This is a genomic window from Frigoribacterium sp. PhB160 (assembly GCF_003751785.1).
Lineage (GTDB): Bacteria > Actinomycetota > Actinomycetes > Actinomycetales > Microbacteriaceae > Frigoribacterium.
Window position 1 is genome coordinate 91719 of the sequence record NZ_RKIE01000002.1, and the last position, 25786, is coordinate 117504.

The following is a 25786-nucleotide window of genomic DNA, read 5'->3' on the forward strand; positions in this document are numbered from 1 at the left end:
TTTTCCCCTCAGCCGATCCGCTCGGCGCGACCGAAGATGCCCTGCGGCCTGAACAGCAGGATCACGATCAGGATCAGCAGCGCGGTGGCGTACTTGAAGTCACCCGGAAGGACCAGGTTGGTGAGCTCGACGATGACGCCGATGATGAGCGAGCCGACCAGGGCGCCGAACGACGTCCCCAGCCCGCCGAGCGTGACGGCGGCGAACATCAGCAGCAGGATCTGCAGGCCGGTCATCCAGTTGACGCCGTTGAGCACCAGGCCGAGCATGACGCCCGAGAGGCCGGCGAGGCCCGCGGCGAGCACCCAGACGAGGCGGATGATGCGGTCGACGTCGATGCCGGACGCGGCCGCGAGGGCGGGGTTGTCCGAGACGGCACGCGTGGCGCGGCCGGTGCGGGTCTTCGTGAGGAAGAGGCCGGTGAGCACGAGCACGACGATCGAGATGCCCATGGCGACGTACGACTGGGTCGTCAGCGTGACGCCGGCGATCGTGACCGTCGAGGGGTTGGCCGTCTGGATGCGCACGGTCGCCGCGCCGAAGAAGTACTGGAAGGCGTACTGCAGCGCGATCGAGAGGCCGATCGTGACGATCATCAGCTGCGTGAGGCTCAGCCCCTTCTTCCGCAGCGGCTTCCAGATCGCCGCGTCCTGGAGGAAGCCGGTCGCCGCGCAGATGATCACCGTCAGCGTGGCCGCCACGAAGATGTTCATGCCGAGCTGGTTCGCGAACACGTACGCCAGCAGCCCGCCGAGGGTGACCTGCTCGCCGTGCGAGAAGCTCGAGAGGCCCGTCGTGCCGTAGATCAGCGAGAGGCCGATCGCGGCGAGGGCGAGCAGCAGGCCGAGGCGGATGCCCGACGCGAGCTGCTGCGCGGCGCGGTCCCAGTTGAACGACGACGCCTGGGCACCGCCGGTGGTGGCGCCCTCGGTCTCGCTGAGCTGGAAGATCACGCCGGCGTTGGCGCCGAGGGTCGCGTTGACCATGCGCTCGTCCTGCTCGGCGTTGGTGAGGAACTGCCCGTCGGGCAGCGAGTCGGTGTCGAGGGTGACCGTGTACTGGCCGGCCTCGGTGACGGGCAGGGCCCAGCGGCCGGTGCCGTCGACCTCGGCCGTGCCCTCGAAGCCGCCCGGGCCGGTGACGTCGAGGACGACGCCCGTCGCGGGCTCCTGCTCGGAGGTGCGGATGCTGCCCTGGATGCAGGCCGTCGACGAGTCGACGGTGCAGGAGGCGGTGGCCCCGCCGGACGCGTGGGCGGCGGTCGGCGCCAGCACCACGGCGACGAACGAGCCGGCCAGGCCGAGCAGCAGGGCGAGGACGGTGACGAGCAGGGCAGGGCGCAGCTGTGTCCGCCCTGCGATGGTCGTGTCGGGTTTCACGGGACCTCCTGGACAGGTGCCAGTCGGGGCGATGCCCCGGGTGCCGCTGGCTCGCCGTCGTTGGTGACGCTACTTTCGCTGTGTGTCGGCCGTGTTTCGTGCAGGACACGGGGCTGTGTCGAAAAAACGTGACCGAACGGTGATGGATCGTCGTCTCCGCGCACCCGAGCGAGGAATGCGGGAGGCGCGGGTCGGCTTAACATGGACCACCGGCAGTCGACGGCGATCCGGTGCTCACCGCCCACCACATCTCGCTCCTTGGAGGGGCCTCATGGACCAGCCGGACCCGTTCGGATTCATCGGACTCACCTACGACGACGTCATGCTCCTGCCCGGGCGGACGGACGTCATCCCGAGCGAGGCCGACACCTCCTCCCGTCTCACCAAGCGCATCCGCGTCGCCGTGCCCCTGCTCTCGGCCGCGATGGACACCGTCACCGAGTCGCGCATGGCCATCGCCATGGCGCGCCAGGGCGGCATCGGCATCATCCACCGCAACCTCTCGATCGCCGACCAGGCGGCCCACGTCGACAAGGTCAAGCGCAGCGAGTCGGGCATGATCACGAACCCCGTGACGACGACCCCGGACGCCACCGTGGCCGAGGTCGACGCGCTGTGCGGCCAGTTCCGCGTCTCCGGCCTTCCGGTCGTCGAGGCCGACGGCACGCTGGTCGGCATCATCACCAACCGCGACATGCGCTTCGTCTCCCGTTTCGAGATGCCGACGACGCTCGTGCGCGACGTGATGACCAAGGCCCCGCTCATCACCGCGGCCGAGGGCGTCGACCCCGACTCGGCCGTCGCGATCTTCGCCCAGCACAAGATCGAGAAGCTGCCGCTCGTCGACGAGGCCGGCAAGCTCCGCGGCCTCATCACCGTCAAGGACTTCGACAAGAGCGAGCAGTACCCCGACGCCACGAAGGACGACGAGGGCCGCCTCCGCGTCGGCGCGGCGATCGGCTTCTTCGGCGACGCGTGGGAGCGCGCCTGTGCGCTCCGCGACGCGGGCGTCGACGTCCTCGTCGTCGACACGGCCAACGGCGAGAGCTCGGGCGAGCTCGACATGATCCGCCGCATCAAGGCCGACCCGACCTTCGCCGACGTCGACGTCATCGGCGGCAACGTCGCGACGCGCTCCGGCGCCGAGGCCCTCATCGAGGCCGGCGCCGACGCGATCAAGGTGGGCGTCGGCCCCGGCTCGATCTGCACCACCCGCGTCGTGTCGGGAGTGGGCGTGCCCCAGGTCACCGCGGTCTACGAGGCCAGCCTCGCCGCCCGCGAGGTCGGCGTGCCGGTCATCGCCGACGGCGGCCTGCAGTACTCGGGCGACATCGCCAAGGCCCTCGTCGCGGGCGCCGACACCGTCATGCTCGGCTCGCTGCTCGCGGGCTGCGACGAGAGCCCCGGCGACCTGGTGTTCGTCGGCGGCAAGCAGTTCAAGAACTACCGCGGCATGGGCTCGCTCGGCGCGATGCAGACCCGCGGCAAGAACACGTCGTACTCGAAGGACCGCTACTTCCAGGCCGACGTCCCGAGCGACGACAAGCTCATCCCCGAGGGCGTCGAGGGCCAGGTGCCCTACCGCGGCGCCCTCGGCAACGTCGTCTACCAGCTCACCGGCGGCCTGCGGCAGTCGATGTTCTACGTGGGCGGCCGCACGGTCGACGAGCTGAAGGCCAAGGGCAAGTTCGTCCGCATCACGGCGGCCGGCCTCAAGGAGAGCCACCCGCACGACCTCCAGATGGTCGTCGAGGCCCCCAACTACCGCCGCTAGGTCGTCGTCTCGACCCTGCCGGGGGCGGGCCCCTCGCCTCCGGTAGGGTTGCGGCGTGACTGAGGTAGAGATCGGCGTCTCCAAGCGCGCCCGCCGCGCCTACGCGTTCGACGACATCGCGATCGTCCCGAGCCGGCGCACCCGCGACCCCCGCGACGTCTCGGTGGGGTGGTCGATCGACGCGTTCCACTTCGAGTCGCCCATCATCGCGGCGCCGATGGACTCGGTGGTGAGCCCCGCGACCGCGATCCGCATCGGCCAGCTCGGCGGCCTCGGCGTCCTCGACCTCGAGGGCGTGTGGACCCGTTACGACGACCCCGAGTCGGTGCTCGCCGACATCCGCGGCCTGCCCGAGGCCGAGACGGTCGCGCGCATGCAGCAGATCTACTCGGAGCCCATCAAGCCCGAGCTCGTCACCGCGCGCCTCGCCGAGATCCGCGCGGCCGGCGTCACGGTGGCCGGTGCCCTCAGCCCGCAGCGCACCCACGACCTCTACCAGACGGTCGTCGACGCGGGCGTCGACCTCTTCGTCATCCGCGGCACGACGGTGTCGGCCGAGCACGTCTCGAAGAGCACCGAGCCGCTGAACCTGAAGAAGTTCATCTACGAGCTCGACGTGCCCGTCATCGTCGGCGGGGCCTCGACCTACACGGCCGCCCTGCACCTCATGCGCACGGGCGCGGCGGGCGTGCTCGTCGGGTTCGGGGGCGGCGCCGCCAGCACGACCCGCGCCTCCCTCGGCATCCACGCGCCCATGGCGTCGGCCGTCGCCGACGTCGCCGGCGCCCGCCGTGACTACCTCGACGAGTCGGGCGGCCGCTACGTGCACGTGATCGCCGACGGCGGCCTCGGCACCTCGGGCGACATCGTCAAGGCCGTGGCCTGCGGCGCCGACGCCGTCATGCTCGGCGCCGCGCTCGCCCGCGCCACCGACGTGCCCGGCGGCGGCTACCACTGGGGCGCCGAGGCGCACCACCCCGAGCTGCCCCGCGGCCGCCGGGTGCACGTCGGCCAGGTCGGCACGCTCGAGAAGATCCTCTACGGACCCGCCGAGACGGTCGACGGCCAGGCCAACATCATCGGCGCGCTGCGTCGGGCCATGGCGACGACGGGCTACAGCGACCTCAAGGAGTTCCAGCGCAGCGAGGTCGTCGTCGCTCCCTACCAGCCGCACTAGGGGCGGATCCGTCCCCAGGTCGGAGGGTTCCCGTGCCGCTGCCAGCCGTGCGGGCGTTGGATGGGGTCAGGCAGGTCGACGCCTGTCGTCCGTTCCGATGATGGAGGCCCCCGCATGGCTGCGACCGCGACCGTATCCCTCTCCTCGAAGCTGGGTCCCGACGAACGGGACGCCGCGATCGAGGCGCTGAAGACGAAAGAGCTCGACATCCTCGTCATCGGGGGTGGCATCGTCGGCGCGGGGGCGGCCCTCGACGCCGTGACCCGAGGCCTCAGCGTCGGCATCGTCGAGGCGCGCGACTGGGGGTCGGGCACGTCGAGCCGGTCGTCGAAGCTCGTGCACGGCGGCATCCGCTACCTCGAGCAGCTCAACTTCCGCCTCGTGCGCGAGGCGCTGATCGAGCGTGGCCTCCTGCTGCAACGCCTCGCCCCGCACCTGGTCAAGCCGGTGCGCTTCCTCTACCCCCTGAGCAAGCCGGTCTACGAGCGCTTCTACATCGGCGCCGGCATGGCCCTCTACGACATCTTCAGCTGGACCGGCGGGCGCCCGCCCGGGGTGCCCCACCACCGCCACCTCAGCAAGACCCAGGTGCTGCGCGCCATCCCGAGCCTCTCGAAGGACGCCGTCGTCGGCGGCCTCACCTACTACGACGCCCAGGTCGACGACGCCCGCTACGTGTCGTCGCTCGTCCGCACCGCGTCGAGCTACGGCGCGCACGCGGCCAGCCGAGTGCGGGTCGAGGGCTTCGTCAAGGTCGGCGAGCGGGTCGTCGGCGTGAAGGCGCACGACTACCAGACCGGCGAGCACTTCGAGATCCGCGCGAAGCAGGTCGTGAACGCGACCGGCGTCTGGACCGACGACACGCAGGCCATGGTCGGCGAGCGCGGCCAGTTCAAGGTGCGGGCCTCGAAGGGCGTCCACCTCGTCGTGCCCCGCGACCGCATCCACTCCGACATGGGCATGATCTTCCGCACCGAGAAGAGCGTGCTGTTCGTCATCCCGTGGGGCCGCCACTGGCTCGTCGGCACCACCGACACCGACTGGGACCTCGACAAGGCCCACCCCGCCGCGACGGCGGCCGACATCGACTACATCCTCGAGCACGTCAACAAGGTGATGGCCGTGCCGCTGACCCGCGACGACGTCGAGGGCGTCTACGCCGGTCTCCGCCCGCTGCTGGCAGGTGAGTCCGACCAGACCTCGAAGCTGTCGCGCGAGCACATCGTGGCCCACACGGTGCCGGGCCTCGTCGTCGTGGCCGGCGGCAAGTGGACCACCTACCGCGTCATGGCCGAGGACGCCATCGACGAGGCCGTGGCCGCCCTCGACGGCCGCGTGCCCGAGAGCACGACGATGGAGATCCCGCTGCTGGGCGCCGAGGGCTACCACGCGGCGTGGAACAAGCGCGGCAAGATCGCCAAGGCCTTCGACGTGCACAAGGTGCGCATCGAGCACCTGCTCAACCGGTACGGCACGCTGACCGACGAGGTGCTCGACCTCATCCGCGAGCGGCCCGAGCTCGCCGAGCCCCTGCCCGGCGCCGACGACTACATCGGGGCCGAGGTCGTCTACGCCGCCAGCCACGAGAGCGCCCTCCACCTCGAGGACGTCCTCGCGCGCCGCACCCGCATCTCGATCGAGGCCTGGGACCGCGGCGAGTCCGCCGCCCCCGTCGCGGCGAAGCTGATGGCCGGCGTGCTCGGCTGGAGCGACTCCGAGACGGAGGACGAGGTGGCCAACTACCTCAAGCGCGTCGCCGCCGAGCGGGCCAGCCAGCTCGAGCCCGACGACGAGTCGGCCGACCGCGTGCGCCTCGAGGCACCCGACATCACCTTCGGCTTCGACGAGGACGACATGGTCGTCCCGGGCGCCGACCAGGGCGGGGCGCCGAAGCCGGGCGAGAAGGTGTCCGAGCCGGCAGGCACGCCGGGGGACGACACGACGGCGAACGAGCCGGGCGGCACGCAGGGCTGAGCGCGGCCGCGGGGCCGGGCCCCGCTGTGCACGACGCGACCCGACGAGGAGGCGCGGTGCGGTCGTCGACCGGGCCGCGCCTCCTCGTGTCCGCCCGGCGAGAACGGGGCCCGGCTGCGGGAACACCAGTGCCCGCACCGCGGTTGTGCACGACCAGGAGCAGCCCGGCTACCGCGTCGGACCCCGCCGCTAAGCTGAGACGACTGCCCCCCGGAACCACTGGAGACGAACCATGGTCGACGTGCGTCGAGTCAAGCTGCCCGGTGTCGGCGTGCTGCACACCTTCATCACCGACGACGGCGGCAAGTGCGGCGTCATCACGCACCGGTCGGGCCACAGCGACCTGATCACGTTCAGCGACGACGCCGACGGCGCCGACGTCACGAAGGTGTCGCTGCGCCTCAGCGAGGACGAGGCCCACACGCTGGCCGAGCTGCTGGGCGGCACGCGCATCACCGAGTCGCTGTCGGCGCTCGACCAGGTGCCCGGCCTCAGCATCGACTGGTTCACGGTCGACTACGACGACCACATCGCCGGCCAGCCGCTCGGCGACCTCGGCGCGATGGGCGTCGTCGGGCTCACGGTCGTGGCCGTGGTCCGCGGCGACGCGGCGAACCCGGCGCCGTCGGGCGACTTCAAGGTCTTCCCCGGCGACACGCTCGTCGTCGCCGGATCGCCCGAGAAGGTCGCGAAGGCCTTCACCTACTACCGATCGGGTGCGACGAAGCACCGCTCCGCCGTCGACGCGCCGCCCGGGAGCTGATCGCCGGTGCACCTGGGCGAAGAACTGATCGTCCTCGGCATCCTGTTGCTGCTGGCCTACGGGCTCGGACGCGCGGGCAAGCTGATCGGCCTGCCCACCATCCCGATCTACATGATCGTCGGCCTGCTGGCGAGCACGAACACGGGCTGGTTCCCGATCAGCTTCGACTCGCACAGCATCGAGCTGATCGCGATCTTCGGGCTGATCCTGCTCCTGTTCAACCTCGGCCTCGAGTTCGACCAGGACGAGTTCTTCTCGAACGCGGGCCGCCTCATCGTGTCGGGCGGCACCTACATCGCCGTCAACATGGGGGTCGGCCTCGCGTTCGGCTTCATGCTCGGCTGGGGCACGCGCGAAGCGCTCATCGTGGCGGGCATGACGGCCACGTCGTCGAGCGCGATCGTGACGAAGCTGCTCATCGAGCTCAACCGGCTGGCGAACCGCGAGACGCCGATGATCCTCGGGGTGACCGTGGTGGAGGACATCTTCATCGCGATCTACCTCGCGATCGTCTCGGTCGTCATCAGCGGCGAGACCGACCCGATCCCGGTGATCATCAAGCTGGCGGTCGCGTTCGCCTTCCTCGTCACGATGTTCGCGGTGGCGCGCTGGGGCGGCAAGGTCGTCTCGAAGCTCATGCGCACCCGCGACGACGAGCTCTTCACCGTCCTCTTCTTCGGGCTCGCCGTGCTCTTCGCCGGGCTCGGCGAGGTGCTCGGCGTGACGGACGCCATCGGCGCCTTCCTCATCGGCCTCATCGTCGGGGCGTCCCGCTACCGCAACCGGGTGGAGCAGTTCGCGCTGCCCATGCGCGACGTGTTCGGCGCGTTCTTCTTCCTCAACTTCGGGCTCGGGCTCGACCCGTCGCTGTTCCCGAGCGTGCTGGGCCCGGTGGCGGCGGCGATCGGCATCACGGTCGCCCTCAACCTCGTGGCCGGCCAGTTCGTCGCCTGGCTCAACAAGCTGGGGCCGCAGGCCGGCCTCAACACGTCGTTCATCCTGCAGAACCGCGGCGAGTTCGCGCTCATCCTGGCGACGCTGTCGGCCGGGGCGGGGCTCAACCCGCTGCTGCAGCCGTTCGCCGGGCTCTACGTGCTGGTCATGGCGGTGATGGGGCCGCTGCTCGCGGCGAACTCCGAGCGCATCGGCGCCTCCGTGCTCCGGCTGCGGCGCCGGTCGGGCGCGCGCCGCGGCGGGCGCGGCGCAGGCGGGAGCGCCGGCTCCGTCGACGAGGCCGCCGCCGCCGAGGCCGCGGCGGAGGCTCGCCGACGCGAGCGCGACGACCGGCACGCCGAGGAGATCGCCCTGGTGGAGGCGGCGCTCGCCGGCGACGCCCCGGTCACGTCCGGCGCCGGGGGAGACGACGACGACGGTGACGGCGACCCCGTGGGACCCCGCCGGCGGCGGGTGGTGCCCACGGCGACCGCTCCGGCCCCCGACGTGGTGCGTGCACGCTTCCGCGCGGACGGCGACGGCCTCGCCACCGACGACGACGTCGACGCCGAGGACGACCTCGACGCCCTCGACGACCTCGACGCGACGGAGCGGGCGATCTGGGCCGAGCAGGCGGGCCAGCAGTCCGACCAGCAGTCGACCCGCCAGCGCGACCCCGAGTACTGAGCCCCGGCCCGCCGTGCCGGCCCGGCGACCTCCGGGCCGGCACCCAGCGGGGACGCCGACGACCGCGGGTACGATCGACCCCGTGAGCCAGACCGAGCAACGCCCCGTCACGAGTGCTCACGACGGTTCCGTGCTCCCCGAGACGATGTGGCAGGTCGCCCGTCGCCCGCGCTGGATCGCGATGCTCGCCCTCTCGCTCGTCATCGCCGGCGTCTTCGCCTGGCTCGGCCACTGGCAGATCGAGCGCAGCATCGAGAGCGGCCAGGTCGCGAACCCCGAGACCGAGACGGTGAAGGTGCTCTCCGACGCGGTCGAGCCGCAGTCGCCGTTCTACGACAGCGTGGGCGGGCAGATGGTCAGCGTCACGGGGCGCTTCGCGGCCGACGATTTCCGCGTCGTGAGCGACCGGGTCAACGGCGGCGTCGAGGGCTGGTGGCTCATCGGGCGGCTGGTCGACGGCGCCGACGGCGCCTCCGTCGTCGTGGCCCTGGGCTGGTCCGCCGACGAGCAGGGCGCGGTCGACGCCGAGTCGGCGGTCGCCACCACGAGCGACGTCACGCTCACGGGTCGCTACTCGCCGAGCGACGCCCCCTCCGACGGTGCGTTCAAGGAGGGCCTCGACACCGTCGTCTCGGTGCCCGCCCTCGTCAACGAGTGGGACGGTCCGGTGGGCGACGTCTACGCCGGCTTCGTCGTCGCGTCCGACCCGGTCGGCGGCCTCGACGCCATCGACTCGGCCGCCCCCCGCACCGACGTCTCGCTGAACTGGCTCAACGTCTTCTACGCCATCGAGTGGGTCGTCTTCGCCGGCTTCGCGATCTTCCTCTGGTTCCGGCTCGTGCGCGACGCCTTCGAACGAGAGATCGACGAGGACGCGGAGGCGCGGGGCGAGACCGCCTGACCCGCGCCTCCCGCGGTCCCTCCGTGCCCCGCCGCGGGGCCCGGCCCGCCTCGTCGGCCGGTCGCTCGACGCCGTCCGGGCTCGTCGGGGCGGCGCAGGGCGCGCGGGTAAGATCGTCCGCATGCCCCTGAAGCCCCGGCAACGCGACATCCCCAAGATCCCCGGGGCCGTGACGTTCTACAAGGTCTCCGCGTACGTCACCGGCGTGATGCTGCTGCTGCTCGTCTTCGAGATGGTCTTCAAGTACACGCCGCTGCAGCTCGAGATGCAGCTCGGCGGCTCGGGCGACTTCCTCGTCCCGAAGGACAGCATCACGACGGGCTTCAACCTGTCGACGGCGATCCTCATCGCGCACGGCTGGCTGTACGTCGTCTACCTCTTCGCCGACTTCCGCCTCTGGAGCCTGATGCGCTGGCCGTTCTCGCGGTTCATCATCATCGCGCTCGGCGGAGTCGTGCCCTTCCTCTCGTTCTTCGTCGAGAGCCACATGACCAAGCTGGCCCTGCGTGAGCACGCAGCGCTGGTCGCCGAGACCCGCACGACCCCCGAGGGAGCACCCGCGTGACAGAAGCCACCGAGACGGCCCAGAGCCCCGTCCTCGTCGTCGATTTCGGCGCCCAGTACGCGCAGCTGATCGCGCGCCGCGTCCGTGAGGCGAACGTCTACTCCGAGATCGTGCCGCACACGATCACGGCGGCCGAGATCGCCGCGAAGAACCCCGTGGGCATCGTGCTCAGCGGCGGCCCCTCGAGCGTCTACGAAGACGGCGCGCCCGGTCTCGACCCGGCGATCCTCGAGCTCGACGTGCCCGTGCTGGGCATCTGCTACGGCTTCCAGGCCATGGCGAAAGCGCTCGGCGGCGAGGTGTCGCGCACGGGTCAGCGCGAGTACGGCGCGACCGACGTGACCCTGGCCGAGGGCGACAGCACGCTGCTCTCGGGCCAGCCGACCTCGCAGACGACGTGGATGAGCCACGGCGACTCCGTCTCGAAGGCCCCCGAGGGCTTCGACGTGCTCGCCTCGAGCGCCGCGACGCCCGTCGCCGCCTTCTCGAGCGACGCCCGCAAGCTCTACGGCGTGCAGTGGCACCCCGAGGTCAAGCACTCGTCGTTCGGCCAGGCCGTGCTCGAGAACTTCCTGCACCGTGCTGCCGGCATCCCTGCCGACTGGAACAGCGGCAACGTCATCGCCGAGCAGGTCGCCCGCATCCGCGATCAGGTCGGCTCGTCGCGGGTCATCTGCGGCCTGTCGGGCGGCGTCGACTCCGCCGTCGCGGCGGCCATCGTTCACGAGGCCGTCGGCGACCAGCTCGTCTGCGTCTTCGTCGACCACGGACTGCTGCGCGCCGACGAGCGTCGCCAGGTGGAGGAGGACTACGTCGCCTCGACGGGCGTCCGCCTCGTCACGGTCGACGCCGAGCAGCAGTTCCTCGACGCGCTCGCCGGCGTCACCGACCCCGAGCAGAAGCGCAAGATCATCGGGCGCGAGTTCATCCGCAGCTTCGAGGGCGCCGCTGAGGCGCTCGTGCTCGAGGCGGCGGCCGAGGGCGACTCCGCCGTGAAGTTCCTCGTGCAGGGCACGCTCTACCCCGACGTCGTCGAGAGCGGCGGCGGCACGGGCACGGCCAACATCAAGAGCCACCACAACGTGGGCGGTCTGCCCGAAGACCTGCAGTTCGAGCTCGTCGAGCCGCTGCGCACCCTCTTCAAGGACGAGGTGCGCGCCATCGGCCGCGAGCTCGGCCTGCCCGAGGTCATCGTCGGCCGCCAGCCCTTCCCCGGGCCCGGCCTCGGCATCCGCATCATCGGCGAGGTCACGCACGAGCGCCTCGAGCTGCTGCGCGAGGCCGACGCGATCGCCCGTGCCGAGCTGACCGCCGCCGGCCTCGACGACGACATCTGGCAGTGCCCGGTCGTGCTGCTGGCCGACGTCCGCTCGGTCGGCGTGCAGGGCGACGGGCGCACCTACGGGCACCCGATCGTGCTCCGTCCCGTGTCGTCGGAGGACGCCATGACGGCCGACTGGACCCGCCTGCCCTACGACGTGCTCGCCAAGATCTCGAACCGCATCACGAACGAGGTCGACGGCGTCAACCGCGTCGTGCTCGACGTCACGTCCAAGCCGCCGGGCACCATCGAGTGGGAGTGACGCCGACGCGTCACTCCCGGATCACCGGTGCCCCCCGCCAGGAGGGCACGCACCACGGGCCGCAGCGGGAGACCGCTGCGGCCCGTGGTGCGTCCGGGCCGCGGTGTCGGGGGCGCGAGCGTCCCTCGGCGGCCAGCCCGCGCCTCCGGTGCTCTCGACCCCGGGATGCACGACGCCCTCGGCGGCTGACCCGCGCCTCCGGCGCCGTCGGGCCGCGGACGCACGACGCGGGGCCCGTCCCTCTCGGAACGGGCCCCGCGGGGTCGGTGCGTGCTGGGGCTGGCTAGTTGTTGCCCCGCAGGATCGCGAGCATGCGCAGGATCTCGACGTAGAGCCAGATCACGGTCATGACGATGCCGAAGGCGGCCGACCAGCCGTAGATGCGCGGGGCGCCGCGCTCGACGCCCGTCTTCACGTTGGTGAAGTCGAGCACCAGCGAGTACGCCGCCATGAGCACGACGAGGATGCCGAGCAGGAACCCGATCGGGATGCCGAAGATCTCGGCGCCACGGAGGCCCCACGGGTTCGAGTTGGCGCCGGTCAGCATCAGCACGACGTTGAGCAGCGAGAAGACGGCGTAGCCGATCATCGCGATCATGAAGATCTTGGTCGCCCGGGCCGACTCGCGGACCTTGCCGCTCTTGAAGAGCAGAAGCGTCACGACGAAGACGGAGATGGTGCCGAGCAGCGCCTGCGTGACGATGCCGTCCCACTGCGCCTCGAAGATCGCCGAGATGCCGCCGACGAAGAGGCCCTGGGCCGCCGAGTAGGCGAGCACGAGGGCGGGCGACGGCTTCTTCTTGAAGATGTTGACGAGGGCCAGGACGAACCCGGCGATCGCGCCGACGAAGGCGAGGGCCGGGACGAACCAGCCGATCGCCGCGAAGACGACGACCACGCCGAACGCCATCAGCGTCTTCGTGATCGTGTCTTCGTAGGTCATGCGGTCGGTCTGGTCGGGACCGGCGGCGGGCTTGCTGTACAGGTCCTGGAGCTGCTCGGCCGTCATGCCGTCGAAGGCGACGGGCTGCTGGGCCGCGGCCTGCTGCTGTCGGATGACCGGCCCGCCGTTCTTCGAGAAGGCCGGCGACTGACTGAAGCCGGGATTCGAGAATGCCAAGGGGTTCCTCTTCTGTCGTGAGACGTGTCCGTCGAGAGACGGGAGGTGACGCGGTGGGCGTCGCCGTTCAGGGAAGGCTAACGCCGACAGGTCTCGGATGGCTGAGCATTTGCCCTGGTGAGGCCCTCATTCGCGGCCAGCGAACGTGCAGTGCCTGCACCGATCCCGACGGGGAGGCGCGGTGCCGGTCACCGAGGACGCAGCCCCGCCCGTTACCGTGGCCGCGTGACCTCGACCCCCCTCGTCATCGCCCACCGCGGAGCCAGCGGCCACCGCCCCGAGCACGGTGAGGACGCGTACCGGCTCGCGATCGAGCTCGGGGCCGACGCGATCGAGCCCGACGTCGTCGCCACCAAGGACGGCGTGCTCGTCCTCCGCCACGAGAACGACGTGTCGGGCACGACCGACGTCGCCGACCGGCCCGAGTTCCGCGACCGCCGCACCCGCAAGCGCATCGACGGCGCCGACGTCGAGGGCTGGTTCACGGAGGACTTCACCTGGGACGAGCTCTCGACCCTCCGCATCCGGGAGCGCCTGCCGGCGATCCGCCCGTCGAGCGCCGCCCACGACGGCGAGGGGCGCATCCAGCGGCTCGGCGACCTCCTCGCCCTGCTCGACGACGCCGACCGCCCCGTGGGGCTCGTCGCCGAGATCAAGCACGCGACGTGGTTCGCCTCGATCGGGCTGCCCCTCGACGAGCTCGTGGCCGACGAGCTGCGGCGGGCGGGCTGGGTCGACGACGCCCGCCTCACGGTCGAGAGCTTCGAGCAGACGGTGCTCGGGCAGCTGGCCGACCGCGGGGTGGGCGGCCGCTCCGTCTACCTGCTCGAGAAGTCGGGCGCGGCGGCCGACCTCGTCGCCCGGCACGGCCGCGACGCGGTGCCGTACGTCGACCAGCTCACGTCGGAGTCGCTCGCGGGCCTCGCCGCGGCGGGCCTGCACGGCGTCTCGCTCGACAAGAAGACCCTCGTCCGCGACGACGGCACGACGGAGGCGCGGGTCGTCGACCGAGCGCACGCCGCCGGCCTCGAGGTCTTCACCTGGACCCTCCGGTGCGAGAACGCGTTCCTCGCCAAGGCCCACCGGCAGGCGGGCGGCAAGGCGGCCGCCGGGGACTGGGAGTCGGAGTTCGCCGCGCTCATGGAGCTCGGCGTCGACGGGGTCTTCGCCGACCAGCCCGAGCTCGCCGTCGCGGTCCGCGCCGGCCTCTGACCGGGCCCCGAGCCGCTGTCGGTGGCCCGGCTTAGACTGACCGGGCCATGACGATCGTGCTCGAGCCCTCTGACTCTGCCGGTGCTCCCGGCGACCCCTTGACCGCGGGGCTGAACCCGCAGCAGAAGGAGGCCGTCGAGTACCGGGGGCAGTCGCTGCTCATCGTGGCGGGCGCCGGCTCGGGCAAGACGAGCGTGCTCACGCGGCGCATCGCCGGGCTGCTCGCGACGCGCGAGGCGTGGCCGAGCCAGATCCTCGCGATCACCTTCACGAACAAGGCCGCCGCCGAGATGCGCGAGCGGGTCGCCCACCTCGTGGGGCAGTCGGGCGAGGGCATGTGGATCAGCACGTTCCACTCGGCCTGCGTCCGCATCCTCCGCAAGGAGGCGGAGCAGTTCGGCTTCACCAAGAGCTTCACCATCTACGACTCGGCCGACTCCCGCGCGCTGCTCAAGCGCATCCTGAAAGAGCTCGACGCCGACTCGCTCGGCTTCACGGTGAGCCAGGCGGCCGGCAAGATCTCGAAGCTCAAGAACGAGCTGAGCGACGTCGAGACGTACTCGCGGCAGATCAACGCGGGCGACCCGCAAGACGTGATGTTCCTCGAGATCTTCCGCCAGTACACGCGTGAGCTGCAGCGGGCCAACGCCTTCGACTTCGACGACCTCATCGCGCAGACGGTCTACCTCTTCCGGGCCTTCCCGCACGTGGCCGCGATCTACCAGCGCCGCTTCCGCCACATCCTGGTCGACGAGTACCAAGACACGAACCACGCGCAGTACTCGCTGATCCGCGAGCTCACGCGGCCGGTCGACCCCGACATCGTCGACGACCTCGAGCGCGGCGGCCAGTACGTGCAGTCGATGCGCGACGGCAGCGGTCGCATCCCCGGGGCGTCGCTGACCGTCGTCGGCGACTCCGACCAGTCGATCTACGCGTTCCGCGGCGCCGACATCCGCAACATCGTCGAGTTCGAGCGCGACTTCCCGAACTCGAAGGTGATCCTGCTCGAGCAGAACTACCGGTCGACGCAGAACATCCTCGACGCGGCGAACGCGGTCATCTCGAACAACTTCGACCGTCAGGCCAAGAACCTCTTCACCACGGTCGGCGCGGGCGAGAAGATCACCGGGTTCACCGGCTACACCGGGCACGACGAGGCCCAGTTCGTCGCCGACGAGATCGCGACGCTGCGCGAGGGCGGCATGGCCTACAAAGACATGGCCGTGTTCTACCGCACCAACTCGCAGACCCGCGCGCTGGAGGAGATCTTCATCCGGTCGGCGATCCCGTACCGCGTGCTCGGCGGCACGAAGTTCTACGAGCGGGCCGAGATCAAGGACGCGATGGCCTACCTCATCACGGTCGCCAACCCCCTCGACCCGATGGCGCTCCGCCGCATCATGAACGTGCCGAAGCGCGGCATCGGCCCCGCGACCGAGACCGCCATGCAGCGCTGGGCCGACCAGCACGAGGCGCCGCTCCGCGAGGCGCTCCGCAACGCGGGCGAGCTCGGCCTCGGGCCCAAGGTGACCGGGGCCATCACCGGTCTCGGGCAGCTGCTCGACGGCGTCCAGGCGACCGCCGCGACCGCGCCGGTGCACGAGATCCTCACGACCCTCATCGAGGGCAGCGGCATCATCGAGGCGTTGCGTGCCTCCCGTGACCCGCAAGACGAAGCTCGCGCCGAGAACATCGACGAGCTCGTCGCGGTCACGAAGGAGTTCCAGCGCAACAACCCCGACGGCACCCTGCTCGACTTCCTCACCGAGGTCACGCTGGTGGCCGCGGCCGACGACCTCGACGACTCGAGCGGCACCGTCTCGCTGATGACCCTGCACACGGCGAAGGGCCTCGAGTACGAGGCGGTCTTCCTCACCGGGGTCGAAGAAGACCTGCTGCCGCACCGCATGTCCGCGAGCGAGCCCGGCGGCCCCGCCGAAGAACGGCGCCTGTTCTACGTCGGCATCACCCGGGCGCGCAAGCACCTCTTCATCTCGCTCGCGATGACCCGTGCCCAGTTCGGCGAGGTGAACGTCGCGATGCCGTCGCGCTACCTGCAAGAGATCCCCGTCGAGCTCATCGACTGGAAGCAGTCGCCCGGCACGGCGAACAGCCGCGGAGGCACGCAGCCCCGGGCGCTCAACGCACGCCGCGACGGGAGCGGCGGCGGTCTCGGGGGCACGCCCCGCGCCTCCGGCGGGTTCGGCGGCGGCAGCTACGACCGGGCCACCGCGGCGGCGAAGACCCGGCCCAAGACCGAGTGGGCCAACCGCGTCACCGGCACGGTGCGCGACAACGGCGACCTCGAGCTCGAGCAGGGCGACCGCATCTCGCACATCGACTTCGGCGAGGGCCGCGTCATGGCCGTCACGGGCGTCGGCGCTCGCCGCATCGCCGAGGTGCTCTTCGACACCGCCGGCCGCAAGAAGCTGCTGATCAAGGTCGCACCGATCGAGAAGATCTAGGGCGCTCCCGCCGGCAGGCGGACCACGGTCAGCCGGTGGTCGCCGACGACGAGGGCGTCGCCGGACCTGAGCCGGTGGGGCCGACCCGGCTCGAGCGCGACCGAACCGCCTTCGCGGGGCTCGACCGTCGTGCCGTTGGCCGAGTGCAGGTCGTCGGCCCAGACGGCTCCGGCGTCGTCGGCCCAGACGTGGGCGTGCTCTCGTGACGACCGTCGCGTCGGGTCGTCCAGGCTGAGCACCGCCCCGGAGGCGCGCAGTGCGGTCGAGGACCGCCCTCCCGCCGGCCTCCTCCCCACCACGATCCCGGAGGAGGTCACGGGCGAGACGCCGCCGTCCGGCCCCTCCAGGCCGTAGGAGCGCGGGCGCAGGACGGTGGCGTCGAGGTCGTCGAGGTCGTCGAGGTCAGCTTCAGCGTGGGCGCATGCGGGGGCGTGGGCGTCGGGGGTCGGGGGCGTCCGGGGCATCGGGCGCACCGGGGTGGCGGGGCTCGGCGGCATCGGTCCGGGTGGCGACGTAGGCGCTGCAGTAGGCCTCGTGGTAGGTCGCCCCGGCACGGCGGTGACGAGGTCGTGGTCGTCCGTCCTCAGCGGAGAGGTGGCCGGCGTGGTGGGCTGCGGGGCCGCGAGTCGGCGGGGGAGGCGGGTCACCGCCGGCCCAGGTGCTGCCTCGGGCGGGATGCGCTCGACCCGGGAGAGCAGCCCGCTCTCCCTCATCGCGGCGATCCCGTCGTCGTCGACGACCGGTGGCACCCACGCCGTCTCACGCCTCCCCGGACGTCTTCTCATGCGGATCAGCGCTCCTTCCTGTGGACAAGTCGCCACCAGTCTGTCTCATGTGGAATATTCATGACAGTCGTCGGTCTGACGACTCCACCGAGAGACGGGAATCCCCATGGCGAACGTGAACGTGACCTACGACGACCTGCGCACGCAGGCGACCCAGCTGCGCAACGGGCAGCGCTCCATCGAAGACCAGCTGGCCCAGCTGAAGGGCCAGATCGACGGGTTGGTCTCGTCCGGCTACGTGACCGACAGCTCGTCGCGGGCCTTCGAGGGCACGTACACCGAGTTCACCTCGGGTGCGAAGCAGACGATCGCGGCCATCGAGGGGCTTGCAGCGTTCCTCGAGAACGCGGCCACGACCTTGCAGTCCGCCGACGAGCAGCTGGCCTCCAGCATCCGCTGACCGGCCCGTCCCGGCGACCGCATCGCCCTCGGCGGTGCGGTCGCCCCCTGGAGAGGAGCGCCATGGCGCGCAACACGCTCGAGCTCGACGGCGACGTCCTCGACCGCCTCGCGGCGTCGTTGACCGAGACCCGACGGGCCCTCGAGAGCCCGTCGGTCGGCGGCGAGGCCGCCACGGAGCAGTTCGGCCACGACGCCCTGGCGGAGCGGGTGCGGCGGTTCTCGTCGACGTGGGACGCCGCCCGTCGCGACCTCGCCGAGGCGGTCGGCGACCTCGCCGGCACCGCGCGGTCGATCGCGACGACGTTCGCGACGGTCGACGGCGATCTCGCAGGCAGCATCGACGAGGGAGGTGCGTCGTGAGCTTCGCCGGCGTGCTGTCGAAGCCCAGGGTGACGGGCGACCCGGCCGTGGTGTCGGCGGAGGCCGTCCGCTTCGAGGAGGTCGCGGCCACGATCTCGGCCGCGGCCGACTCGCTCCGCAGGCTCGACGCGGGGACGACGTCGAGCGACGCGGTCGATGCGTTCTTGCTGAAGGCCGCCGATCTGGAGTCGAGGCTGCGCACGGCCCACGGTCGGTATGCCGAGACGGGGTCGGCCCTCCATGGGTACGCGACGGCGCTGAGCGAGGCGCAGGCCTCGGCTGGGCCCGCGCTCCGCTCGTACGACGCCGAGGTCGAGCGGCGCGACGCCGCCGCCTCGCTGGAGGTGCGCTTCGAGCAGATGGCGATGATCGCCACCGACGACGAGTCGACCGAGTGGTACCGCCAGCAGGCGAGGGCGCAGGCCAGCCGCCGCGACGACGCCGCCGTGATGGTCGCGCGCCACGGCGCGAGCGTCGACGCCGCCCACGAGTCGGTCGAGGCCGCGGCCCGCACCGCGATCGCGCGCATCGACACCGCGACCGACGACGGCCTCCGCGACACGGTCTGGGACGACGTGTCCGTCGCCGTGGGCGATGGCTACGACGCGTTCCAGGCGTGGATGGAGGAGAACGACGCCTGGATCAGCACCGTGCTCGACTTCGTGAGCACGGTCAGTTGGATCTTGGCAGCCGCTGCCTTCTGGGTCCCCGGACTGAACGTCGTCCTCCTGGGAGTCGCCGTCGCAGTACTCGCCTTGGCTACAGCCCGGCTGGCCGCCGGCACCGGCACGTGGACAGAACTCGGTTTCGCGGCACTCTCCTTGGCCTCGTTCGGGACGGGAGCCCTGCTCGTCCGCAGCGTGACCGCCGCGACGAAAGGCGTTGCGGCGGGGCGTGTCGCCGCTCTCATCGATGAAGGTTGCTCGACCAGTTTTGCGACGTCATGGGTCGCCACGTCGTGGAGTCGAGCCGCTCCGGGCCTTGGAGACAGGTTCTTGGCGAGAGCATTCGGCGACCCAGCGATCGGGCGGCTCCTGCACTTCTTGCGTCCGTCGAGACCCGGAGCGTTCGCTGATGATCCTGTCGTCGTCGCGAGCATCTTGCGCCGGGTCGACGCGGCCCGGCGGATGGCGATCGGAGACACGCTCATCGGCGTCGGACGAGCCGCCTCGGCTCGTTTCGATGACATTCTTCTAGGCCGGGAAGAGGCCCTGCGGTGACCCGCGTGAGCCCGGCCCACCGTCGCGCGATGGCGGCCACGGCGTGGCAAGTCGGCCACATCTTGAGCACCGCGCCCCTGGTTGTCGTGGCGCTCACGATGATGACTTACAACGTCGTGAGGCTCGTGTCGCTGAGTCAGGGGCGAGGCGATCCGTCGTCGGCGGTCGACGTGGGCGACGGCGCCTCGGCATGGCCGCCGTTCCACATCCCCGGGGGCGTGTTCATTGCGATGTCGGCCCTCGTCGCGACGCTGGGAATCGAGATGTGGGTGAGGCCGGGTAGAACTCCGAGCGGGAAGCAACCCGCCTTCACGGCCGCGTTCTTCTTCATAGACGCTGAGGCCTGCTCGCTCTATGGGCTCACGTTCCCGTACGGCGACGGCGGGATCAGCTGGCCGCTGGCTTCTGCCGCCGTGATGTTCGCGTTCTCGATCTCGTCCTGCGCGTTGGCTGTCCGTCGTCGCGTCGTCACCGTGCGGAGCAGACGAGCGGCCGAGAGAGCGTTCGAGGAGCTGCTCGACCGGGAGTCGCACCGGGGCATGTCACGAGAGGCCTGGCCTCGGAAGGGCGAGGCGTCCCGTGAGTGAACGGTCGGCGCCGCGCGAGGGAGGCGTCGCGCACTCGTACCTGTTGATGAAGCCGCCGGGGTTCGTCCACGTGCCGGGCGGGGTGCAGGCCGAGGTCGCGCTCGACGCCGTCGTGCGTCAGCTCGGCGACGCCGAGGTGACGCCCGAGTTCGAGAACGCCTTCGGCGCCGCGCTGTCGTCCGTCGTCGAGGCCGACGGCGCGGGCGTCGTGCTCGACAGCTTCGTCACGGCGGGTCCGCTGCAGGAGACCGGGATGACGGCGAGCATCGTCGTCGCCTCGGTCTCCGTCCGTGACGGCCCGGACGCCGACCTCGACCGCCTGCTCCTCGGACGGGTGACGCGGGGCGCGGACGTGCTCGCCGTCGGCGGAGAACCCGCCGTCGCCTGGGACGACGAGCCGCCGTCGCAGCCAGGGGCTCGAGCCCGACCGCAGGGCCGGGTGCTCCGCCGGCGGACGGCCCTGAGCCGCGTGACCGGGGCCGACGACGTGCTGGTCTCCCTCGTGCTCACGGTCGTCGAGGCGCGGGAGGTCGGTCTCGACGACGGCGTCACCCGTCAGATCTCCGACGCGCTCGTCGAGCTCTTCGACGCCGTGCTCACCACCGTGCGGTGGGTCGACGACCACGGCCGCGTCCTCAGCGACCGGCACGCACCGTCGACCACCTGCACCACCCCCCACGAGAGAAGAGGACGATGACCATCGACACGCCTGACGCCGACCACGACCGGGCCGCCGCCGCCGAGGCCGAGCTCATCCGCACCCGTGACCCCGAGCGCTGGGACGTCCGAGTCGGCTTCGACCCAGGCCGCTGGATCTGCCTGCCCCCGGCCTGGCCGCACGACGGGCACGACGACGCCCCGTCCTGGGTCGAGTCGACGGGACGAGCCGTCGCCGCGAGGACGATGTCGCCGACCAGGGCGCAGCGGAAGTGGCTCAAGCGCGTGCTCGAGAAGCTCGCCGACTGGCGTACGCCGAACGAGTTGAAGTACCTGTACCTCCCGTCCCTGGACAGCGACATCTCGCTCCTCCGCATCCAGTTCGAGCCCTGCGAGGGGGATCGGGACGTCGAGCTGTCGGCCCTCGTCACCGAGAGCGCCAGCCCCGCGATCGAACCCCCGGTCGTCACCGAGGTCGAGACGGAGGCGCTGGGAGCCGGCAAGCACGCGCTCCGCTACTCGATGGTCGACGGCGTCTGCTCCGTCATGAGCGTCTACGGTTTCCGCGCCCCGCCGTTCGACCTCCGCATCACCTGCGAGATGGGCTCGGTCGCCCTCGTGCCCGCGCTCGAGCCCGTCGTGCGCGACCTCGTCCGCGGCATCAGCGTGGTCCCGGGCGGATGAGGCTCGCGGGCAGCATCCTCCACGTGCCGACCGATCGCCGCGCCGACGTGGCCTGGGAGGTCGGACCCGAGACCACGGTCGGGGAGATGGTGAGGGTCGCGGCTCGCGTCCTCGGCATGCCCGACGACCGCGGTGCGGGACCGATCACGGTCGACGGCGAGCCGGTGCAGCCGGGGTCGACGGTGTCGGACGGACGCATGCTCGAGGGCTGCACGCTGACCTTCGGCGCGCCTCCTCGTCTGCGGCCCCTCCCGGCGGACCTCACGACGGTCCGCGTCGTCGGCGGACCGGGAGCCGGCACGCTGCACGTCGTCGACGCGGGCGTCGTCGTCATCGGGTCGTCACCGCGGGCGACCGTGCGGCTCGACCCGGAGACCGTCCCGGCCGTCGCCGCGCTCGCCGAGGTCGACGGCAACGGCGGCGTCACCCTCACCCCGGTCGCGGGCGAGGTGGTCGGTGACGACCTGCGGCCCGCCTCGGTCGTGACCGTCGACGGGCACCCGCTCACCGAGCCGGTCGTCATCGGCCCGTCCGCGGTCGTCGCGATCGGGGACGTGCTGCTGAGCGTGGCCACGGGCGGAGGCGCGTCGGCCGCGATCCGCCTCGCCGAGGGAGGAGGGCGACTGCAGCACGCTCGTCCGCCGCGCCTCCTGCCGGAGTCGCCCCGCACCGAGTTCCGGTACCCGCCGGAGCCCCCGGCGCCGCCACGACGGCCGCTGCCGCTCGTCGCCGCGGCGGCGCCGCTCGCGATGGCCGCCGTCATGGTGACGGTGACGGAGAGCCGCATGTTCCTCGCGTTCGGTCTCATGTCGCCCGTGGTGCTCATCGGCAACCACCTCTACGACAAGCGCAACGGCCGCGTCTCGCACCGGCGGAAGGCGGCGGACCACGCCGCGGCGAAGGCCGCCGTCACGGCGGACGCCTCGGACGCCGTGACGCGGCTGCAGGACGAGCTCCGGTCGAGCTGCCCGGACGCCGCCGCCGTGGCCGACATCGCCCTGCGGCGCCGCGCTCGCCTCTGGGAGCGGAGGCGGGGCGACCCCGACCACCTCGTCGTCCGGGTGGGCACCGCCGACCGGCCGTCGGGCGTCACGATCGACGATCCCGACCAGCTGGAGCACCGCCGCACGGTCGCGCGACCGGCAGCCGACGTGCCCGTCACGATCGAGCTCGGCGCGTGCGGCGTCGTGGGGTTCCACGGGCCGGTCGAGCAGGCCCGCGCGCTCGCGGCGTGGGTCGTGTCGCAGCTCGGCGTGCTGCAGAGCCCACGCGACCTCGAGGTCGTGGTGCTCACCGAGCCCGACGCGGAACGCCACTGGGGATGGCTGGCCTGGCTCCCGCACGCACGCCCCGACGGGCTGAGCTGTCGCGCCCGGATCGGCACCGACGCCGAGTCGGTCTCGCGCCGGCTGAGCGAGCTCGTGGCCGAGATCGAGTCCCGTCACCGGGCGCTGCGCGAGGCACGCGGCGCGGGCGGAGGCGCGCTCGCCGTCCCCGACGTCGTGGTCGTCGTCGACGGGTCCCGCCGGCTGCGGGCGCTGCCCGGTCTGCTCACCGTGCTCAAGGACGGGCCGGCCGTGGGCGTGCACGCGGTCTGCCTCGACGTCGACCTCCGCTCGCTCCCGGAGGAGTGCAGCACGGTGGTCGCCGTCGGCCGGAGGACCCACGGGGTCGCCGTGCATCGAGGCGCCGACGTGCAGGAGGTCCGGGCCGACGTGCTGCCCGAGGGGTGGCACGACCTCGTGGCGCGCTCGCTCGCACCGGTCGACGACGTCGACGACGGGGGCGAGGCGGGCGGTCTGCCCTCCCGGTCGCGCCTCCTCGAGGTGCTCGGGCTCGACGACCCGACGGCCGACGCCGTCCTCGACCGCTGGCGGCGGCTCGGCCCGAGCACGACCGTGCTGGTCGGCGAGGGCCTCGACGGGCCGTTCTCGTTCGACCTGCGACGCGACGGACCGCACGGGCTGGTCGCGGGCACCACCGGGTCGGGCAAGTCGGAGCTGCTGCAGAGCGTCGTGGCCTCGTTGGCGTCGGTCAACTCGCCCGAGTCGATGACCTTCGTGCTCGTCGACTACAAGGGCGGCGCGGCCTTCCGCGACTGCGCACCCCTGCCGCACACCGTCGGCATGGTCACGGACCTCGACGCCCACCTCGTCGAGCGGGCCCTGACCTCCCTCCGCGCCGAGCTGCACCGGCGGGAGCGGCTGCTCGCGGCCGCCGCGGCGAAGGACGTCGAGGACTACCTCGACGTCCGACGTCGAGACCCCCGGACCGACCTGGAGGCGCTGCCCCGCCTCCTCATCGTGATCGACGAGTTCGCCAGCATGGCCCGCGAGCTGCCCGACTTCGTGACCGGTCTCGTCGACGTCGCCCAACGCGGGCGCTCCCTCGGCATCCACCTGCTGCTCGCCACGCAGCGCCCGGCAGGCGTCGTCTCGTCGGAGATCCGGGCGAACACGAACCTCCGCATCGCCCTCCGGGTCACGGACGCCGTCGAGAGCTCCGACGTCATCGACGCGCCGGACGCCGCCCGCCTGTCGAAGTCGACGCCGGGACGTGCCCTCATCCGCCTCGGAGCGGGAGCGCTCCTGCCGTTCCAGGCGGGACGCGTCGGCGGCAGGTCGGTCGGGCGCGCCGCCGCGGTGCCCGACGTGCGCTGCGACCCGATGAGTTGGCCCGACCTCGGCCGGCCCGTGCCGACGCCGACCGGCCCGACGGAGGACGGCGACCCGGCCGACACCGACCTCGTCCGGCTCGTGTCCGCCGCCGCCGAGGCAGAACGCCGGCGGGGCGGTCGCCCGCCGCACAGCCCCTGGCTGCCGGCTCTCCCCGCTCTGCTGCCGCTCGACGACCTGGACGTCGACGGCGGGGGCGTCGACGGCGGGGGCGTCGGGGGTCCCGACGCCGACGACGCGACGGCTCGGCGCGATCGCCGAGCCCCGTCCGTCGGCGGGCTGCGCCTGCCCTTCGGGCTCGAGGACCATCCCGCGTCGCAGCGGCAGGTCGCCGCGGTCTTCGACCTCGACGCCCACGGCCACCTCTTCGTCGCCGGCGCGCCGCGCAGCGGACGCTCCCAGGTGCTGCGGGCGCTCGCGACGTCGGTGATCCGCCGGACCTCCTGTGCCGACGTCCACCTCTACGGGCTCGACTGCGGCAGCGGGGCGCTGCTCCCCCTCGTCGACGCGCCGCACACCGGCGCGGTCGTCCGACGCACGGAGACCGAGCGAGCGCGCCGACTCCTCGCACGTCTCGTCGCGGAGACGCTCCGGCGCCAGGGGGTCCTCGCCGCCGGCGGGTGGGGCGGCGTCGGCGAGCAGCGTCGATCGTCGCCCGGGGCCGCCCTGCCGCACATCGTCCTCCTCCTCGACCAGTGGGACGGCTTCGTGGCCACCCTTGGCGAGCTCGACAACGGCGAGCTGGTCGACCTCGTGACCCTCCTGCTGCGGGAGGGCGCAGCGGTCGGGGTGCACGTGGTCGTCACGGGTGACCGGCAGCTCGTCTCCGGCCGCGTCGGGCTGCTCGTCGAGGACAAGCTGCTGCTCCGCCTCGCGGAACGGACCGACTATGCCCTGGCCGGGATCGATCCCCGGTCGTTGCCCGAGGACGTGGTCGACGGTCGGTGCTTCCGGTCGGGCTCCGCGATCGAGCTGCAGATCGCCGTCGTGGGGCCCGACGCCTCGGGCAGAGCGCAGGCGGACGTCATCAGGGCCGACGCCGAGCGGGCCGCCGAACGCGACCGCGACGTCGTCGCGGCCCGCCGGCCCTTCCGCCTGGACCGCCTCGAGGGTCCGCTCGGCTTCGACGAGGCGTGGGCGCGCCGCCCCCCGGGGTCGGCCGGGACCGCCTTCGCGATGGTGGGCGTCGGCGGGGACGCCCTGGCACCCGTGGGCCCGGATCTCGACGGGGACTGCTCGACCTTCCTCGTGCTCGGACCGGCACGGAGCGGACGGAGCACCGTGCTGCTCAGCATGGTGCGGTCGCTGCTGCTCTGCGGCAGCGAGGTGGTCGTCGTGGCGCCGCGCGCGTCGCCGTTGCGTCGGCTCGAGGGGACGGCGGGAGTGGTGGCGGTCCTGCGGTCTGCCGACGTCACGGGGGAGGAACTCGAGCAGTGCTTCCCGACGCCCGCGCGGGCAGCCCCCGCCGGAGCCGTCACCGTCGCCGACGGCGTCGACTCGACGCCCGTACCCCGCCGGGTGCTCGTCCTCGACGACGGTGACCTCCTCAAGGACGGGCCCTCCGCTCCCTGGCTCGCCCGCTTCGCCCGGGGCTGCGCCGACGGGAGGCACGGCCTTCTCGCCGCGGGGAGCGTCGCCGAGCTGGGCTTCGGCTTCTCGGGCTGGCACGTCGACCTGCGACGCGCCCGGTGCGGCGCCGTGCTCAGCCCCCAGGCGACGTCCGACGGCGACCACGTCGGCGTGCGGCTGGCGAAGAGCGCCACGTCGCACCGCGTTCGGCCGGGGATCGCTCACGTGCACGTCGGCGACGGCGAGACCGTCCAGGTGCAGGTGCCCCTCGCATGACCGGAGCGTGGAGGGGCGACGAGACGGCGACCCGT

20 protein-coding genes are annotated in these 25786 nt (G+C 72.1%); 17 read left to right on the top strand and 3 right to left on the bottom strand.

The features are described from left to right. Nucleotides 1-8: 8 nt before the first annotated feature. Nucleotides 9-1379, bottom strand: a complete 1371-nt coding sequence (locus EDF38_RS09495) for a branched-chain amino acid ABC transporter permease (RefSeq protein ID WP_233572379.1) — start codon at nucleotides 1377-1379, stop codon at nucleotides 9-11. A 271-nt stretch (nucleotides 1380-1650) separates the two neighbouring features. Here EDF38_RS09495 and guaB point away from each other — a divergent pair, with 271 nt between their 5' ends. From guaB to guaA, 8 genes are all read left to right on the top strand, one after another. Continuing rightward, a complete protein-coding gene (gene guaB, locus EDF38_RS09500) occupies nucleotides 1651-3153 on the top strand; it encodes an IMP dehydrogenase (protein WP_123355207.1) in 1503 nt (500 codons plus the stop codon). 55 nt (nucleotides 3154-3208) lie between these two features. Continuing rightward, the gene (locus EDF38_RS09505) at nucleotides 3209-4330 is read left to right on the top strand and encodes a GuaB3 family IMP dehydrogenase-related protein (RefSeq protein WP_123355208.1); all 1122 of its coding nucleotides are present in this window, start codon (nucleotides 3209-3211) and stop codon (nucleotides 4328-4330) included. A 114-nt stretch (nucleotides 4331-4444) separates the two neighbouring features. Continuing rightward, nucleotides 4445-6304 carry a glycerol-3-phosphate dehydrogenase/oxidase gene (locus tag EDF38_RS09510; protein ID WP_123355209.1) on the top strand — a complete coding sequence of 620 codons (1860 nt, stop codon included), beginning with the start codon at nucleotides 4445-4447 and terminating at the stop codon, nucleotides 6302-6304. Nucleotides 6305-6536: 232 nt separating this feature from the next. Further along, nucleotides 6537-7067 (top strand): cation:proton antiporter regulatory subunit, encoded by a 531-nt coding sequence (locus EDF38_RS09515; protein WP_123355210.1) that lies wholly within the window; start codon nucleotides 6537-6539, stop codon nucleotides 7065-7067. A 6-nt stretch (nucleotides 7068-7073) separates the two neighbouring features. Next, nucleotides 7074-8687 carry a cation:proton antiporter gene (locus EDF38_RS09520; protein ID WP_123355211.1) on the top strand — a complete coding sequence of 538 codons (1614 nt, stop codon included), beginning with the start codon at nucleotides 7074-7076 and terminating at the stop codon, nucleotides 8685-8687. A gap of 82 nt (nucleotides 8688-8769) precedes the next feature. Further along, nucleotides 8770-9588, top strand: a complete 819-nt coding sequence (locus EDF38_RS09525; RefSeq protein ID WP_148061477.1) for an SURF1 family protein — start codon at nucleotides 8770-8772, stop codon at nucleotides 9586-9588. A gap of 121 nt (nucleotides 9589-9709) precedes the next feature. Continuing rightward, nucleotides 9710-10153: a DUF3817 domain-containing protein gene (locus tag EDF38_RS09530; protein WP_123355213.1), complete on the top strand. Its 444-nt coding sequence runs from the start codon at nucleotides 9710-9712 to the stop codon at nucleotides 10151-10153. Next, complete coding sequence (gene guaA, locus EDF38_RS09535; protein WP_123355214.1) at nucleotides 10150-11736, top strand: glutamine-hydrolyzing GMP synthase; 1587 nt, start codon at nucleotides 10150-10152, stop codon at nucleotides 11734-11736. The genes EDF38_RS09530 and guaA overlap by 4 nt, the downstream gene beginning before the upstream one ends. Before the next feature lie 283 nt (nucleotides 11737-12019). Here the strand turns inward: guaA and EDF38_RS09540 are convergent, their stop codons facing one another. After that, complete coding sequence (locus EDF38_RS09540) at nucleotides 12020-12856, bottom strand: Bax inhibitor-1/YccA family protein (RefSeq protein ID WP_123355215.1); 837 nt, start codon at nucleotides 12854-12856, stop codon at nucleotides 12020-12022. Nucleotides 12857-13081: 225 nt separating this feature from the next. Here EDF38_RS09540 and EDF38_RS09545 point away from each other — a divergent pair, with 225 nt between their 5' ends. Further along, on the top strand, nucleotides 13082-14068 hold the full coding sequence (locus tag EDF38_RS09545; RefSeq protein WP_123355216.1) for a glycerophosphodiester phosphodiesterase family protein: 987 nt from the start codon (nucleotides 13082-13084) through the stop codon (nucleotides 14066-14068). 47 nt (nucleotides 14069-14115) lie between these two features. Continuing rightward, nucleotides 14116-16536 (top strand): ATP-dependent helicase, encoded by a 2421-nt coding sequence (locus EDF38_RS09550; protein ID WP_123355217.1) that lies wholly within the window; start codon nucleotides 14116-14118, stop codon nucleotides 16534-16536. Here EDF38_RS09550 and EDF38_RS09555 read toward each other — a convergent pair. After that, nucleotides 16533-17000, bottom strand: a complete 468-nt coding sequence (locus tag EDF38_RS09555) for an FHA domain-containing protein (protein WP_158613349.1) — start codon at nucleotides 16998-17000, stop codon at nucleotides 16533-16535. The two genes, EDF38_RS09550 and EDF38_RS09555, sit on opposite strands and share 4 nt — an antisense overlap. Nucleotides 17001-17427: 427 nt before the next feature. Between EDF38_RS09555 and EDF38_RS09560 the strand changes: the two genes are divergently transcribed. The 7 genes from EDF38_RS09560 to EDF38_RS09590 all read left to right on the top strand — a co-directional run bounded on the left by EDF38_RS09560 (nucleotide 17428) and on the right by EDF38_RS09590 (nucleotide 25751). Further along, a complete protein-coding gene (locus tag EDF38_RS09560; RefSeq protein ID WP_123355219.1) occupies nucleotides 17428-17721 on the top strand; it encodes a WXG100 family type VII secretion target in 294 nt (97 codons plus the stop codon). Between the two features lie 62 nt (nucleotides 17722-17783). Continuing rightward, on the top strand, nucleotides 17784-18083 hold the full coding sequence (locus EDF38_RS09565) for a hypothetical protein (protein ID WP_123355220.1): 300 nt from the start codon (nucleotides 17784-17786) through the stop codon (nucleotides 18081-18083). Nucleotides 18084-18247: 164 nt separating this feature from the next. Beyond that, nucleotides 18248-19303, top strand: a complete 1056-nt coding sequence (locus tag EDF38_RS09570) for a hypothetical protein (RefSeq protein ID WP_148061478.1) — start codon at nucleotides 18248-18250, stop codon at nucleotides 19301-19303. A gap of 29 nt (nucleotides 19304-19332) precedes the next feature. Next, on the top strand, nucleotides 19333-19890 hold the full coding sequence (locus tag EDF38_RS09575) for a hypothetical protein (protein ID WP_148061479.1): 558 nt from the start codon (nucleotides 19333-19335) through the stop codon (nucleotides 19888-19890). Then, nucleotides 19883-20587 (top strand): hypothetical protein, encoded by a 705-nt coding sequence (locus tag EDF38_RS09580; protein WP_148061480.1) that lies wholly within the window; start codon nucleotides 19883-19885, stop codon nucleotides 20585-20587. Before EDF38_RS09575 ends, EDF38_RS09580 begins: the two co-directional genes overlap by 8 nt. Beyond that, nucleotides 20584-21231, top strand: coding sequence for a hypothetical protein (locus EDF38_RS09585; protein ID WP_123355224.1), 648 nt, complete (start codon nucleotides 20584-20586; stop codon nucleotides 21229-21231). Before EDF38_RS09580 ends, EDF38_RS09585 begins: the two co-directional genes overlap by 4 nt. Before the next feature lie 23 nt (nucleotides 21232-21254). Continuing rightward, nucleotides 21255-25751 (top strand): FtsK/SpoIIIE domain-containing protein, encoded by a 4497-nt coding sequence (locus EDF38_RS09590; RefSeq protein WP_148061481.1) that lies wholly within the window; start codon nucleotides 21255-21257, stop codon nucleotides 25749-25751. The last annotated feature ends 35 nt before the right edge of the window (nucleotides 25752-25786 follow it).

Coding starts and splice junctions, on each gene's coding strand:
- EDF38_RS09555 (WP_158613349.1), bottom strand. CDS start 17,000: ATGCCCCGGACGCCCCCGACCCCCGACGCCCACGCCCCCGCATGCGCC.
- EDF38_RS09560 (WP_123355219.1), top strand. CDS start 17,428: ATGGCGAACGTGAACGTGACCTACGACGACCTGCGCACGCAGGCGACC.
- EDF38_RS09530 (WP_123355213.1), top strand. CDS start 9,710: ATGCCCCTGAAGCCCCGGCAACGCGACATCCCCAAGATCCCCGGGGCC.
- guaB (WP_123355207.1), top strand. CDS start 1,651: ATGGACCAGCCGGACCCGTTCGGATTCATCGGACTCACCTACGACGAC.
- EDF38_RS09575 (WP_148061479.1), top strand. CDS start 19,333: ATGGCGGCCACGGCGTGGCAAGTCGGCCACATCTTGAGCACCGCGCCC.
- EDF38_RS09515 (WP_123355210.1), top strand. CDS start 6,537: ATGGTCGACGTGCGTCGAGTCAAGCTGCCCGGTGTCGGCGTGCTGCAC.
- EDF38_RS09585 (WP_123355224.1), top strand. CDS start 20,584: ATGACCATCGACACGCCTGACGCCGACCACGACCGGGCCGCCGCCGCC.
- EDF38_RS09550 (WP_123355217.1), top strand. CDS start 14,116: ATGACGATCGTGCTCGAGCCCTCTGACTCTGCCGGTGCTCCCGGCGAC.
- EDF38_RS09510 (WP_123355209.1), top strand. CDS start 4,445: ATGGCTGCGACCGCGACCGTATCCCTCTCCTCGAAGCTGGGTCCCGAC.
- EDF38_RS09565 (WP_123355220.1), top strand. CDS start 17,784: ATGGCGCGCAACACGCTCGAGCTCGACGGCGACGTCCTCGACCGCCTC.